This is a genomic window from Erwinia sp. MMLR14_017 (assembly GCF_033657285.1).
Taxonomy (GTDB): domain Bacteria; phylum Pseudomonadota; class Gammaproteobacteria; order Enterobacterales; family Enterobacteriaceae; genus Erwinia.
Genome location: NZ_JAWVWP010000015.1, coordinates 60,036 through 73,341 on the forward strand (window position 1 = coordinate 60,036; position 13,306 = coordinate 73,341).

The 13,306-nt window shown below is 52.1% G+C and carries 12 protein-coding genes and 1 other RNA gene; 5 read left to right on the plus strand and 8 right to left on the minus strand.

The genetic code is table 11. The features are described from left to right. The first annotated feature begins 17 nt into the window (after positions 1-17). Both ydiK and rprA read left to right on the plus strand, forming a co-directional pair. A complete protein-coding gene (ydiK, locus tag SD961_RS19870) occupies positions 18-1,136 on the plus strand; it encodes an AI-2E family transporter YdiK (RefSeq protein WP_318792061.1) in 1,119 nt (372 codons plus the stop codon). Between the two features lie 257 nt (positions 1,137-1,393). Further along, positions 1,394-1,504: antisense sRNA RprA (rprA, locus tag SD961_RS19875), an RNA gene on the plus strand. Between the two features lie 62 nt (positions 1,505-1,566). Here rprA and ppsA read toward each other — a convergent pair. Next, complete coding sequence (gene ppsA / locus SD961_RS19880) at positions 1,567-3,948, minus strand: phosphoenolpyruvate synthase (RefSeq protein ID WP_318792062.1); 2,382 nt, start codon at positions 3,946-3,948, stop codon at positions 1,567-1,569. Positions 3,949-4,420: 472 nt separating this feature from the next. On the opposite strand from ppsA, the gene SD961_RS19885 reads away from it, so the two are divergent. The 3 genes from SD961_RS19885 (at position 4,421) to SD961_RS19895 (ending at position 7,315) form a co-directional block, all read left to right on the plus strand. Next, positions 4,421-5,254, plus strand: coding sequence for a pyruvate, water dikinase regulatory protein (locus SD961_RS19885; RefSeq protein WP_318792063.1), 834 nt, complete (start codon positions 4,421-4,423; stop codon positions 5,252-5,254). A gap of 132 nt (positions 5,255-5,386) precedes the next feature. After that, complete coding sequence (locus SD961_RS19890) at positions 5,387-6,433, plus strand: 3-deoxy-7-phosphoheptulonate synthase (RefSeq protein WP_318792064.1); 1,047 nt, start codon at positions 5,387-5,389, stop codon at positions 6,431-6,433. Between the two features lie 186 nt (positions 6,434-6,619). Further along, entirely contained in the window at positions 6,620-7,315 is a 696-nt protein-coding gene (locus SD961_RS19895) for a DUF421 domain-containing protein (protein ID WP_318792065.1), read from the plus strand. A gap of 144 nt (positions 7,316-7,459) precedes the next feature. Here SD961_RS19895 and SD961_RS19900 read toward each other — a convergent pair whose 3' ends face one another. From SD961_RS19900 to ihfA, 7 genes are all read right to left on the minus strand, one after another. Next, a complete protein-coding gene (locus tag SD961_RS19900; protein ID WP_318792066.1) occupies positions 7,460-8,899 on the minus strand; it encodes a protein adenylyltransferase SelO in 1,440 nt (479 codons plus the stop codon). Between the two features lie 107 nt (positions 8,900-9,006). Further along, the gene (locus SD961_RS19905) at positions 9,007-9,753 is read right to left on the minus strand and encodes an EAL domain-containing protein (protein ID WP_318792067.1); all 747 of its coding nucleotides are present in this window, start codon (positions 9,751-9,753) and stop codon (positions 9,007-9,009) included. Positions 9,754-10,132: 379 nt separating this feature from the next. After that, positions 10,133-10,591: an NlpC/P60 family protein gene (locus SD961_RS19910; RefSeq protein WP_306212600.1), complete on the minus strand. Its 459-nt coding sequence runs from the start codon at positions 10,589-10,591 to the stop codon at positions 10,133-10,135. A 51-nt stretch (positions 10,592-10,642) separates the two neighbouring features. Then, the gene (btuD, locus tag SD961_RS19915) at positions 10,643-11,377 is read right to left on the minus strand and encodes a vitamin B12 ABC transporter ATP-binding protein BtuD (protein ID WP_318792068.1); all 735 of its coding nucleotides are present in this window, start codon (positions 11,375-11,377) and stop codon (positions 10,643-10,645) included. Beyond that, positions 11,378-11,923 carry a glutathione peroxidase gene (locus SD961_RS19920; protein WP_318792069.1) on the minus strand — a complete coding sequence of 182 codons (546 nt, stop codon included), beginning with the start codon at positions 11,921-11,923 and terminating at the stop codon, positions 11,378-11,380. It abuts the gene before it with no gap. A gap of 43 nt (positions 11,924-11,966) precedes the next feature. Continuing rightward, the gene (gene btuC / locus SD961_RS19925; RefSeq protein ID WP_318792070.1) at positions 11,967-12,950 is read right to left on the minus strand and encodes a vitamin B12 ABC transporter permease BtuC; all 984 of its coding nucleotides are present in this window, start codon (positions 12,948-12,950) and stop codon (positions 11,967-11,969) included. Between the two features lie 53 nt (positions 12,951-13,003). Then, positions 13,004-13,303, minus strand: coding sequence for an integration host factor subunit alpha (ihfA, locus tag SD961_RS19930; protein ID WP_056234587.1), 300 nt, complete (start codon positions 13,301-13,303; stop codon positions 13,004-13,006). Positions 13,304-13,306: the final 3 nt, after the last annotated feature.

Here is a 13,306-nt window from a genome sequence, read left to right on the forward strand (position 1 = left end):
AAGGTACCGTAACAACCATGAAGAACACGCATACAGGATGGGATTTGCAGCAGATCGTCTTCTCCCTGATGTTTATTATCATAATGATTGTGGCCTGTTTGTGGGTGGTTCAGCCCTTTGTGCTGGGCTTTGCCTGGGCCAGTATGGTGGTGATTGCCACCTGGCCTCTGATGATCAAAATTCAGGGAATACTGTGGGGCCGACGCTCGCTGGCAGTGATCGCCATGACGGTTCTGCTGATCCTGCTGTTTATCATCCCCGTAGCGCTGCTGGTTAACGGCCTGATTGAGAATAGCGGGCCGGTGATTGCCTGGGCCTCCTCCGGACATATTCTGCTGCCGGATATGCACTGGCTGAAAAGCATTCCGCTGGCTGGCAGGAAAATCTACACCGCTTATCACCATCTGGTGCAGGGAGGTGGCAGCGCCCTGATGACGACAGTGCAGCCTTATATAGGCCGCACCAGCGGGTTCCTGTTTGCTCAGGCCGGGCATTTTGGCCGCTTCCTGATGCATCTTGGCCTGATGTTGTTATTCAGTGTACTGCTTTACTGGCGAGGCGAGCAGGTCGGGCAAGGCATCCGTCATTTCGCCTTCAGGCTCGCTTCACGTCGGGGAGATGCCGCCGTCCTGCTTGCCGGTCAGGCCATTCGGGCGGTGGCGCTGGGTGTGGTGGTAACGGCGCTGGTCCAGGGCGTGTTAGGTGGCATTGGCCTGGCGGTCTCCGGCATTCCTTACGCCACCGTACTGACGGTACTGATGATCCTCTCCTGCCTGGTGCAACTGGGTCCGCTGGTGGTGCTGGTGCCCGCCATTATCTGGCTTTACTGGAGCGGTGATACCACCTGGGGTACGGTGCTGCTGGTCTGGAGCTGTATTGTGGGGACGCTGGACAATGTGCTGCGCCCTATGCTTATCCGCATGGGTGCCGATTTACCGATGATCCTGATCCTCTCAGGCGTCATTGGTGGACTGGTAGCCTTTGGGATGATTGGGCTGTTTATCGGTCCTGTGGTGCTTGCCGTCTCCTATCGTCTGGTTTCCGTGTGGGTGCATGAAGCGCCAGCACCAGAAGAAGATCCGCTTATGGTGGTGGAAGAATTGGCGGAATTTGAAGCAGAACACCTCGAAAAATAACCTTTCCTCAGCGGCTGGCGTATCTAGCCGCTCTCCTGGCAAAAAAATAGTGCGTCACGTCTTAAAACCCTTTGATTAGGTTTTTTTACCAGAAATGCGCATTTTTTAGCCTTTTAGCCAGTAACGCAGCGCAATTGATTACGTTATGTACAGTTTTAACTCACTGCGTCCGGGAATTCTGTCACAAAAGGTTATGGGTTTTAAACTAATAAGAGGATTCTTAATGACTCGCCCCGCCCGTCTGAATAGTATGAGTCACATGTTTACGATCAAACTGCTGATTTCTAAACAACCTTTTTCCCCTGAGTAAAGTAAAAGAATTGCTGTGTGTAGTCTTTGCCCATCCCATGTGATGGGCTTTTTTTTTGCCTGCAGCACAGCAAAAAGGCCAGATTAACTGGCCTTTTTGCGGTTATAACAGTGAACGCGGCTATTTTGCCGGGATTTCTGCCAGACTTAACCAGGTTTGTACTACTGTATCGGGGTTAAGTGACAGGCTGTCGATACCCTCATCCATTAGCCACGCTGCAAAGTCTTCATGATCGGATGGACCTTGTCCGCAGATACCCACGTATTTTCCTTCTTTTTTCGCCGCCCGAATAGCCATTGAAAGCAGTGCTTTCACGGCATCATTTCGTTCGTCAAAAAGTTCAGAAACCACACCGGAGTCGCGATCAAGACCAAGCGCTAACTGTGTCATGTCGTTTGAACCGATGGAGAAGCCGTCAAAGTACTGCAGGAACTGTTCAGCCAACAGCGCGTTAGAGGGAATTTCGCACATCATGATCAGCTTGAGACCGTTCTCACCACGTTTAAGTCCCTGGCGTTCCAGCTCTTCCACTACCGCTTTGGCCTGCGCAACGGTACGGACGAACGGCACCATAATTTCCACGTTGGTCAGCCCCATATCGTTACGTACGCGCTTCACGGCCGCGCACTCCAGCGCAAAGCAGTCACGGAAGATGTCTGACACGTAACGACCTGCGCCGCGGAAGCCTAACATCGGGTTCTCTTCTTCCGGTTCGTAACGCTCGCCACCGACCAGATTGGCGTACTCATTTGTTTTGAAGTCAGAGAGGCGCACGATTACACGCTTCGGTGAGAATGCCGCACCCAGCGTGGCGATCCCCTCGGTCAGGCGAGCAATATAGAACTCAACCGGATCGTCAAAACCTTTCATCAGCGCGCGGATCTCTTTTTGCAGCTCCGGCGTTTGCTGGTCAAACTCCAACAGCGCTTTTGGGTGTACGCCAATCATACGGTTGATAATAAATTCCAGACGCGCCAGCCCTACACCTTCATTCGGCAGACAGGCAAAGTCGAAAGCCCGGTCCGGGTTGCCTACGTTCATCATGATCTTCAGCGGCAGCTCAGGCATTTTATCCACCTGTGAACTTTTCACTTCAAAGTCCAGCAGATCGTTATAGACGTAGCCCGTGTCCCCTTCCGCGCAGGAAACCGTCACTTTGTGACCATCCTTCAGGATGTCAGTGGCATTACCACAGCCTACTACAGCCGGAATGCCCAATTCACGCGCGATGATCGCTGCATGACAGGTCCGCCCGCCACGGTTGGTCACAATCGCTGAGGCCTTTTTCATGATCGGTTCCCAGTCCGGGTCGGTCATATCCGTAACCAGCACGTCGCCCTTTTCGATACGGTTCATCTCGCTGATATCGTGAATAACCTTCACTTCGCCAGCCCCGATACGGTGACCGATGGCGCGCCCTTCGACCACCACTTTGCCTGAACCTTGCAGGGTATAGCGTTCCATTACCTGGCCGTTAGAACGTACCGTTTCTGGACGGGCCTGCACGATAAACAGCTTGCCCGTATGCCCATCTTTAGCCCACTCAATGTCCATCGGACGCTGATAATGTTTCTCAATCTGTACAGCTTGTGCCGCCAGCGCTTCAACTTCTTCACTGGTCAGACAGAAAGTGTCGCGCTCTTCTTCCGGGACATCTTCTATCCGCACCTGCTCGCCATGCTCCTGCGAGTCGGCATAAACCATGCGGATTTTTTTAGAGCCCATGTTACGGCGTACAATAGCTGGACGGCCTGCCGCCAGCGTCGGTTTGTGGACATAAAATTCATCCGGGTTTACCGCGCCCTGCACCACCATTTCACCCAGCCCTAACGCAGCGGTGATAAACACCACCTGATCAAAGCCCGATTCGGTATCAATAGTAAACATGACGCCAGCAGAGCCAAGATCGGAACGCACCATACGCTGAACACCCGCCGAGAGCGCCACGCCACGGTGATCATACCCCTGATGCACACGGTAGGAGATGGCGCGGTCGTTGAACAGGGAAGCATAAACATGCTTCACCGCAATCAGCACGGCATCAAACCCCTGCACGTTAAGGAAGGTTTCCTGCTGCCCCGCAAAGGAAGCATCCGGCATATCTTCAGCTGTGGCCGAAGAGCGCACAGCAAATGAGGCTTCAGCATCGTCAGAAGAGAGCTGCTGATAAGCCTCACGGATAGCCTCTTCCAGTGCAGGCTGGAAGGGGGTGTCCACAATCCACTGGCGTATTTGTTTGCCTGCTTTCGCCAGCTCATCAACATCATCAATATCGGTCTTGTCCAGCAAATCATAGATACGCTGATTGACGCCGCTTTGATCGAGGAACTGATTAAATGCATCTGAGGTCGTCGCAAAGCCGTTTGGCACGGATACGCCCAACGAGGACAAATTAGTAATCATTTCACCCAGAGAGGCATTTTTGCCCCCCACCCGATCAACATCGTTCATGCCAAGTTGGTTATACCAGAGCACAAGCGGCACTTCGCCTTTATTGGACATTGAAGCAATCCTTTTACGTTTTAATTAAGAATATGGAGACAGAGTCGTACGTTTTGAGCCTGCCACATTCCTGTGTCAGAAAGAAACTGTTGAATCGTTCAAGCGGATTAAAAGGGTAATTTTAAGATAACTCCGCCCGTAAATGAGCAGTTGCGCAAATGAGAAAATAAGATAAATCCTTTTATTTCAAAGATATCCTTAAAAACTCTTTTTTAGCGGGAAAATCCGTTTGCGCAAGAGATAATGATTCCTGATCAGAATGCTTTTTTTATTAAGAGTTATTTTTAGGCATGACAAAAAGAAACATCATTTCATAAAAGCCCTTTTTCTCGCTTCCGGTGGGGTTTATAAAAATAAAAAGTTCATAATATTATTTTATGAATTATTTATTTTATCTTGCTGGTGACATCACTATTTGCTTTTCGGGTGTGGATTAATTTAGGCTGACCGCAACGCAAAAGCTGGAGTGAAAATGGACGTGAACAACGAACGAAGTGTTTTTTATATCTCTGACGGCACGGCGATCACCGCAGAGGTACTGGGGCATGCGGTGCTGTCTCAGTTTCCTGTGGGGATTAACAGCGTGACGCTGCCCTTTGTTGAAAACGTCCAGCGCGCCCAGGCGGTGAAAGCGCAAATCAACGCGCTGCATCAGAAAAGCGGCGTCCGGCCCCTGGTTTTCATCTCTATTGTCACCCCTGAAATTCGTGAAATCATTTTGCAGAGCGACGGTTTTTGCCAGGATATTGTGCAGTCTCTGGTTGCACCGCTGCAGCAGGAGTTAGGGATTGCTCCGGCGCCCATCGCCAACCGGACGCATGGGTTAACCGCGAATAATCTGGGAAAATATGATGCCCGTATAGCCGCGATAGATTATACGCTGGCGCACGACGACGGCATTTCGCTGCGCGGGCTGGAGGATGCGCAGGTGATTTTACTGGGCGTATCGCGCTGTGGCAAAACCCCGACCAGCCTCTATCTGGCTATGCAGTTTGGCATCCGCGCCGCAAACTATCCTTTTATTGCTGATGATATGGACAACCTTAAGTTGCCGCCCGCGCTGAAGCCTTTTCAAAACAAGCTGTTTGGCCTGACTATCGATCCTGAACGCCTTGCTGCCATTCGTCAGGAGCGGGCAGAGAATACGCGCTATGCTTCTATGCGCCAGTGCCGGCTTGAGGTAGGTGAAGTCGAAGCCCTGTTCCGCACCAATCAAATCCGTTATCTCAACAGTACAAATTATTCGGTGGAAGAGATCGCCACAAAAATCCTCGATATCATGGGCCTGACCCGCAGAATGTATTAAAAAGTGATATTTATCGCGTTACGCCCGATTCGCGGGCGTTAGCGGTTGAATTCATCGCTGGTTGGTTTATTGTGATCGCCATCACTTCCCGGTACTCCTGCCGCTGCGAAGAACTCAATTTTAGAGATGGTTATGAACAAAACTGATGAGCTGCGGACCGCGCGCATCGAGAGTCTGATTACGCCTGATGAACTGGCGAAACGGCTGCCGATCACCCCCGCTATCGCCACCAACGTCACCGATTCCCGCAAACGTATTGCCCGCATCCTTTCCGGCGAAGACGCTCGCCTGCTGGTTGTGATTGGCCCCTGCTCGCTGCACGATCCTGAAGCAGCCGTGGAATATGCCCGTAAGCTCAATACTCTGCGTGAAAAATATCACTCACGCCTTGAAATCGTCATGCGAACCTACTTTGAAAAACCCCGCACCGTGGTGGGCTGGAAGGGGCTGATTTCCGATCCGGATCTCAACGGCAGCTTCCGCGTTAATCACGGTCTGGAAGTTGCCCGCAAGCTTCTGCTGGAGATCAATGCGCTGGGCATGCCTACTGCCACCGAGTTTCTGGATATGGTCGTGGGCCAGTTTATTGCCGATCTCATCAGCTGGGGCGCTATTGGTGCGCGTACCACCGAAAGCCAAATCCATCGCGAAATGGCCTCTGCGCTCTCCTGCCCGGTAGGGTTCAAAAACGGGACAGACGGCAACATCCAGATTGCCGTGGATGCTATCCGCGCTGCCAGAGCCAGCCATATGTTCCTCTCTCCGGATAAATATGGGCAGATGACGATTTACCAGACCAGCGGTAACCCCTCTGGCCACATTATTATGCGTGGCGGAAAAGAGCCTAACTATCATGCTGAAGATATTGCAGCGGCAGCGACGCGGCTGCGTGAGTTCAGACTTCCGGAACAGCTGGTTATCGATTTCAGTCATGGCAACTGCCTGAAGCAGCATCGCCGCCAGAAAGAGGTTTCGGCTTCTGTTTCACAGCAAATCCGCGAAGGCTCACGTGCTGTTGCAGGCGTAATGATTGAGAGCTTCTTACAGGAAGGTACGCAGAAGGTGGAAGCTGGCAAGCCGCTGGTTTACGGACAGTCAATCACCGACCCTTGTCTGGGTTGGGACGACAGCGAAGAGGTTCTGGCTCAGTTAGCAGAAGCGGTAGATACGCGATTCTGATAAGTTGTTCGGGGGCGTTCGTAAGAGGCCCCCTGTTCCGGGATGAATTCCTCTGGAAGAGTTATTCGGAACAGGAGAGATCCCTAAGCCACATTCCAGCTTTTACCTTATCCCTCAAGCCTGTGTGATGCCATTAGCTTATGTCATAATAAATTCACGTTTAATTATCAGGCTTCCGTTCTCTCTATGTTCTCATTTGACTGGCATCGTTTTCTTCTTAATGACCAGCAGGCAACATTTCTGGTTGAGGTTGCTTTCCGGGTAGTCATTGCCTATGTCGTTGTCTTCAGCTTTCTGAAAATATCTGGTCGCCGGGGGATACGTCAGCTTTCTCTCTTTGAGCTGGTGATCATTCTTACCCTTGGGTCTGCGTCGGGCGACGTAACTTTCTATGATGACGTGCCCGTACTGCCGGTACTGATGGTTTTTGTTGTGCTGCTTTTTCTCTACCGGTTCACCACTTTCCTGACCGCGCGCATTCCCCGCTTTTCGCGCTGGATTGAAGGTGATGTTGTGACCCTGATTAAGGACGGGCTGTATGAACTTGAAAGCCTGGACAGGCACAATATTTCTGAAAACGAATTTTTTATGGAGCTTCGTCAGAATGGCGTTGAGCATCTCGGGCAGGTGCGTCTGGCCATCCTGGAAATTGATGGTGAGATAAGTATCTATTTTTTCGATCGCGATAACCTCAGACCCGGCCTCTCCGTTCTGCCACCAGCGCATCGCGAAGATTTCCGCCGCATGCCTGTAACGGGAGTCTATGCCTGTAATCACTGCGGACTGACGCAGCGTATTGAGGCGCAGCAAAGCCCGCATTGTCCGAGATGTAAAAATGAATTTTGGTCAGTTGCGTTGCGTACTCACCGCGCCGGAGCCTGACCATTTCACCCTTTCCACAGGCAGAAAACAAAATGGATTACTGGCAGGTTAACCAGGACAGAGAGGCTTAAGGCTCTGCCCATCCTGCCAGATATCCTTTGCAGGGGTCGACCCGGAGAGCGATCTCCTCTTCCCCACGCTGGCTCAGCTTGAACAGCTCACCTCTATCTTTTTGCCCCAGTCTGGCGGCCGACGCATTAAATCAGCGAATTCTGGCGCCTCCGCAAACGGCTGACTCAGCGCCTGGTGCAATCTGGTGAGCACGCTGATGTCATCTTTCTCCGCCTGCTCAATCGCCTGCTGCGCAAGATAATTGCGTAGCACAATAGCCGGATTAGCCTGTTTCATCTGCTGTTGACGCTCGCTATCGCTTCGCCCCTCCTCCAGCAGCCGCTGACGCCAGATGTTATACCAGCTGTCAAAAGCTTCACGGTCGATAAATTCATCACGCAACGGCGAGGTGGATTGCTGCTGTTCAATGTGCGAAAGCTGACGGAATGTCCAGGTATAGTCGCTGCCCTCTTTAGTCATCAGGGAGAGCAGTCCGGTCAGAATATCGTTGTCATGTTTGTTCTGCGTGACCAGTCCCAGCTTCGCCCGCATCTGCTCACCCCAGCAGCGCATCAGCTCAGGTTCATATTCTGCCAGCGCCTGCTTAAGCTGCTCTGTGGTCATCAGGCCGGAAAGGGAGTGAGCGAGACGGTTAAGATTCCACAGCCCCACCATGGGTTGATTCTCAAAACTGTAGCGCCCCTGATAATCGGAATGATTGCAGATAAAGTCCGGCTTATAATCATCCAGAAAACCGTAGGGGCCGTAATCGAGCGTCAGGCCAAGAATTGACATGTTATCGGTGTTCATCACACCATGGGCAAACCCCACACTTTGCCAGTGCGCAATCAGCCTTGCAGTTCGCCGCACAATGTCACTGAACCATAACAGGTAGCGTTCCGGTTCATCCTGCCACTGTGACCAGTGATGTCGGATGGCGTAATCGGCCAGCTGTCGAACTTTTTCCTGCTCGCCAGCATAAAAAAAATGTTCAAAATGACCAAAGCGGAGATGGCTTTCCGCCACGCGCAGCAGCATGGCGCCGCGCTCGGTGCTTTCACGGTAAACAGGCTCATCGCTGGTTACAACGGTTAACGCACGCGAAGTGGGAATGCCCAGGTGATGCATCGCTTCGGAAGCCAGGAACTCACGCAACGACGAGCGAAGAACGGCGCGGCCATCGCCCATTCGTGAATAGGGCGTAAGCCCAGCCCCTTTAAGGTGCCAGTCCATTTTGCGCCCGTCCGATAACATTTGCTCGCCAAGCAGGATCCCCCGCCCGTCTCCCAACTGTCCTGCCCAGACGCCAAACTGGTGACCGCTATAGACCTGAGCCAGCGGCTGCATGCCAGGCAACAGGGTTGCTCCACTCCAGAGTGGCGTTTTCTCTGGGGTGAACCAGCTTTCATCCAGACCCAAATCGTCGGCGAGGGAGGCACTGTGGTACAACAACCGCGGATTTTTTAACGGAGTGGGCTGAAGAGATGTGTAAAAACCTTCCAGCTCATGATGCCAGGTATTGTTAAACTGCATGAAGTCCCCCTGCGAAGTACCGTCACGGCTAAGGGTTAGCCGCTATCAGAATATCACTTAGTGTAGACCCGGGGGCCGGAGGTTAACACAGACACACTACAGGGTTTTTATTGGGGGCAGAGATGGCTCTGCAACGCTTCAGGCGGCTCAACCAATGACGTAAGGGCTTCTTCACTCACTGGCGAAAACAGCGTGCTTTGAATACCATCAAACTGATAATGGCTGATTTTTTCAAGGCCGGATAAATCGTCCACGCCCTGCACGATAACCTGCTGACAATGCGGCTTAATATGATCCAGTACGGTACTGATAAAGGGTTTAAACGAGAGCTTGTTAATATTCTGCTTGATAAACCCTTTGTCGAGTTTGATGCGGTAAAAGAGATCGTCATAGACAGCTTTGGAAGGCGCCTTACCCGATCCGTAGTTTTCCAGGCTTAAGTTAAATCGCTGGCTTAATGCCACCAACTGCGGATGATCTTTACCCAATTTAAAATCGGGGAAACTTTCATTAATTTCCAGCTCCAGCCACTCCAGCGCCTCTAATTTACGCGCAAGAAATTCACTTTCCAGAATAGCGCCTGAGATAACGTCATCAATTTTAAGCGTAACCTTGACGCCCTGCTGGCGAAAGAAGTCGTGATGCTTCTCAATGCTTTTAATTTGGCTCTGCAGTAAAAGAATACGCTGCTCTTTATCCATTTGAGGCAGCAGCATCTCCTGCGGCATGGCAACATTGGCTGTGGTATGAGAAAAATGCGTAAGCAGCTCGACGGCTATCAGGTGTCCGTCAAAACGGTAAACCGGGCAGAATGCTGTATAGCTCTTATAATCCGCTTCCAAATGGATTTTCATTTTTATTCAGCCATGATGAAGGAGCAATTCGCTCACCCCGTCTCACCTGATAATGGCCTGAGTAGTACCATGATAAAGTGATGATGCAGTATGTTTGCGATTGACAGGATAAGGCCTTTAGTTAAGGGATAAACTATCACACAATTGACATGAAAGATGCTAATCAGTTTACCCATTTGTTTAGCGAAAATCATTAGCCCTGCATTAACTTCAATAGCGCTTTACTAAAATTTGACGTAAAGCTGACCTTAAAAGAGATTTAAGGGCATTTTTTTTAATTAACGCAAAATTTGCTGAAGATTATTAATTATCAGCCCCTAAATCAAACGATCGGGAATTGTGCACTAGCTGAATACTTAGCACACTAAATATAGTTGAATCAGATTCGCCTCGCCTGCCAGAAGGCTTTCTTCCAGTACTGATTATTTAACGAAGAGCGGATCACCCCCTGACTGGTTGAGGCATGAATAAACTGATCGTCGGTGTCGTAAATCCCCACATGAAGACCATTCTCCCCTCTGCCGGTTTTGAAAAAGACCAGGTCGCCGGGTAACAATTCATCTTTATCTATACGCGTGCCAATATCCGTTTGCGCTGCGGTGGTACGGGGAAGCTGCAGATCAAAACGGTCGCGGAAAGTGAGATAAACAAAGCCAGAGCAGTCAACGCCACCCCGCCCCATGCCGCCATAGCGGTAAGGCGTACCGCGCCACTGGCTGAGCTGCTCATTCAGTTGCGCAATAACCGTAATCGAATCAGAAAGCCGCCCGTTGGGTGGCGGTGCATGGCTGCTACATCCCGCCAACAGAATAATGATCAGCACAAAGCAGTAGCGCATAAGAAATCCCTTTGATTCTGAAAGTCTGGCACCGGGCCTGTGTCGGGCATTTTAGAGGAATGTGGTAAGAATTTCGTGATTTTCTGCATGCAATTTATGGAAAGGCACGCCGAAGAGCTTACTGAGGGTCTCCGGTTGCAACACGCTCTTCACCTCACCCTGTTCAACCAGCGTCCCCTCTTTCATTAACCAGACCGTCCTGGCATGGTGAAGGCTGTGGTTAATATCGTGACCACTCATAATGACCGTCAAACCCTGCGCCACGCAGGCAGCAAGGTGACGATCAAACGCAGCCTGCTGCGCAAGATCCAGGCCAGTAAGCGGCTCGTCAAGCAGTAATATCCGCCCCTCTGGCTGCGCTATCTGACAGAACACCGCTGCCAGACGCACACGCTGCCACTCTCCGCCGGAGAGCTGATTCACTGGCGTGGCCAGTTTATCGGTTAACTGAAAAACGGCACACAACGTCTCCAGCGTGGTTTCACCTGCATCGCCCGCGTGATGCAGGTGTAGATAGTGCCACACTGGCATATGCCCAACGGGCATTTGCTGCTGCGGCAGCCAGGCGCGGATGCGAGCCAGTGCCGCCGCCGACCACTGGTTTAAAGGTCTCCCTGCCAGGCGAAGGGTTCCTTCAGCGGGCAGCAGACCGGCCAGCGTGGCCAGTAACGTACTTTTACCCGCGCCATTCGGTCCCACTATATGAATCAGCGCACCGGCCTCAACTTCGCTGCTGAACGGCGCAAGGCGCTGCCTGACAGCAACGCCCTCACACTGCAGTAACATCTATTTTGCCAGCGCCTCTTTCAGAGCGGCAAGGATCACGGGATCGTTCGGTTCCATATCGGGAGAAAAACGCTGCAGGACTGCGCCATCACGACCAATCAGGAATTTTTCAAAATTCCACAGGATATCGCCCTTCTCTTTGGGTGCGCGACCTTTACTGCTCATGCGCTCAAGGAAGCCGCTGTTCTCTGGCGCGGTAGCTTCCGGCTGCGCAGCCACCAGCTGGGCATAAAGCGGATGGCGCTCCGGGCCGTTAACCTCAATTTTACTGAACATCGGGAAGGTCACGCCGTAGGTGGTGCTGCAAAACGTTTTGATCTCCTCAGCACTGCCCGGTTCCTGACCCAGGAAAGCGTTACAGGGGAAACCCAGCACGGAAAAGCCCTGGTCCTTCCATTCATTCTGTAACGCCTCCAGTTGCTCATACTGCGGCGTCAGACCACATTTTGATGCCACGTTTACCACCAACAACACTTTCCCCTGCCATGCGGCCAGGGAAGTCTGCTCACCTTCCAGCGTTTCCAGTTGAGTATCAAAAATGCTCATTGCTCTTTTCCTGTTTAGTAGAGTGAGAAATAGTGTGCGCCTGTTAGGGTCGGTTACGTACCAGTAGCCAGATAAAAACCGGTGCTCCTATCGTGGCGGTAACCACACCAATAGGTAATTCTGCCGAAGAGAGAGCTATCCTTGCCACAATGTCGGCTGCCAGTAACACCGCGCCTCCCGCCAGCGCACAGGCAGGTAACAGGCTACGATGATCGCTGATGCCGTTAAGGCGCAGGATATGCGGAATAACCAGCCCGACAAAACCGATGGCACCCGCTAAGGCCACGCTGACGCCAGTCAGCCAGCCAATGGCCAGCACCAGCATATTGCGCCACAAAAGCAGCGATAAACCCAGTTGCCTTGCCGAAACTTCTCCCAGGGCAATCAGATTCAGCACGCGCCAGAGGGAGCAGAGCCAGCCGAGTACCGGCACCAGGGCCACCATCAGCCAGCGATAGCGCCAGTCAACACCGCTGAAACCGCCCAGCATCCAGTATATCAGCTGCCGTAAATCCAGGTTTGAGCTGAAATAGACAGCCCAGGTCATCACCGCGCTACAGATAATCCCCAGCGCTACCCCAGCCAGCAGCAGGCGGCTGTTAGAGAGATGATGCCGGGCAAAGCGCAGCAGGATCAGCGTCACCGCCAGCGCCCCGATAATCGCGCTCAGACTGCTTTGCCACAGCCCACCCGCACCAGCAAAAATGGTGAGCACCAGCCCGACCCCAGCGCCATTGGAGACGCCCAACAAGCCGGGTTCAGCGAGCGGATTCTCAAATAAAGCCTGCATTACCGCACCAGCCACCGCAAGAGAGGCTCCCACCAGCAATACCGCAACGGTTCTGGGCAGGCGCAATTGCCCGACATAGAGTGAACCTTCAGGCGTCAGCCACTCTGCAGGCATCAGCCAGCGATCGCCCGCGCACAGGCTCAGGATAAGCATCAGCAAGGCGAAAAGCGCCAGGAGAGTGAGCCAGCGCCGCTGGTGCCGTCGGGCACGGTGAATATGTTCTGAGAGCAAATTCATGGTTCACTTCATATGAAAAAGGCCGCATAAGCGGCCTTTTTTACTGGCAGAAATCACTCTTCTTTCGGTGTTGCGTTTTCAACCCGGCTTTTCAGCTTTTGTCCGGGCCGGAAAGTCACCACACGACGCGCCGTGATGGGAATATCTTCACCAGTCTTGGGGTTACGTCCCGGACGTTGGTTTTTGTCGCGAAGGTCGAAATTGCCAAATCCTGACAGTTTAACCTGTTCACCGTTTTCCAAGGCACGACGTACCTCCTCGAAAAACAGCTCTACGAGCTCTTTGGCATCCCGTTTGCTCAGCCCCAGCTTTTCAAACAGGTATTCAGACATTTCAGCTTTTGTAAGCGCCATAGG

Excerpts from the sequence above, each read along its gene's own strand:
- SD961_RS19895 (WP_318792065.1), top strand. The coding sequence starts at position 6,620 with ATGTTCTCATTTGACTGGCATCGTTTTCTTCTTAATGACCAGCAGGCA.
- SD961_RS19885 (WP_318792063.1), top strand. The coding sequence starts at position 4,421 with ATGGACGTGAACAACGAACGAAGTGTTTTTTATATCTCTGACGGCACG.
- ydiK (WP_318792061.1), top strand. The coding sequence starts at position 18 with ATGAAGAACACGCATACAGGATGGGATTTGCAGCAGATCGTCTTCTCC.
- ppsA (WP_318792062.1), bottom strand. The coding sequence starts at position 3,948 with ATGTCCAATAAAGGCGAAGTGCCGCTTGTGCTCTGGTATAACCAACTT.
- btuC (WP_318792070.1), bottom strand. The coding sequence starts at position 12,950 with ATGAATTTGCTCTCAGAACATATTCACCGTGCCCGACGGCACCAGCGG.
- SD961_RS19900 (WP_318792066.1), bottom strand. The coding sequence starts at position 8,899 with ATGCAGTTTAACAATACCTGGCATCATGAGCTGGAAGGTTTTTACACA.
- SD961_RS19910 (WP_306212600.1), bottom strand. The coding sequence starts at position 10,591 with ATGCGCTACTGCTTTGTGCTGATCATTATTCTGTTGGCGGGATGTAGC.
- SD961_RS19905 (WP_318792067.1), bottom strand. The coding sequence starts at position 9,753 with ATGAAAATCCATTTGGAAGCGGATTATAAGAGCTATACAGCATTCTGC.
- SD961_RS19920 (WP_318792069.1), bottom strand. The coding sequence starts at position 11,923 with ATGAGCATTTTTGATACTCAACTGGAAACGCTGGAAGGTGAGCAGACT.
- ihfA (WP_056234587.1), bottom strand. The coding sequence starts at position 13,303 with ATGGCGCTTACAAAAGCTGAAATGTCTGAATACCTGTTTGAAAAGCTG.
- btuD (WP_318792068.1), bottom strand. The coding sequence starts at position 11,377 with ATGTTACTGCAGTGTGAGGGCGTTGCTGTCAGGCAGCGCCTTGCGCCG.
- SD961_RS19890 (WP_318792064.1), top strand. The coding sequence starts at position 5,387 with ATGAACAAAACTGATGAGCTGCGGACCGCGCGCATCGAGAGTCTGATT.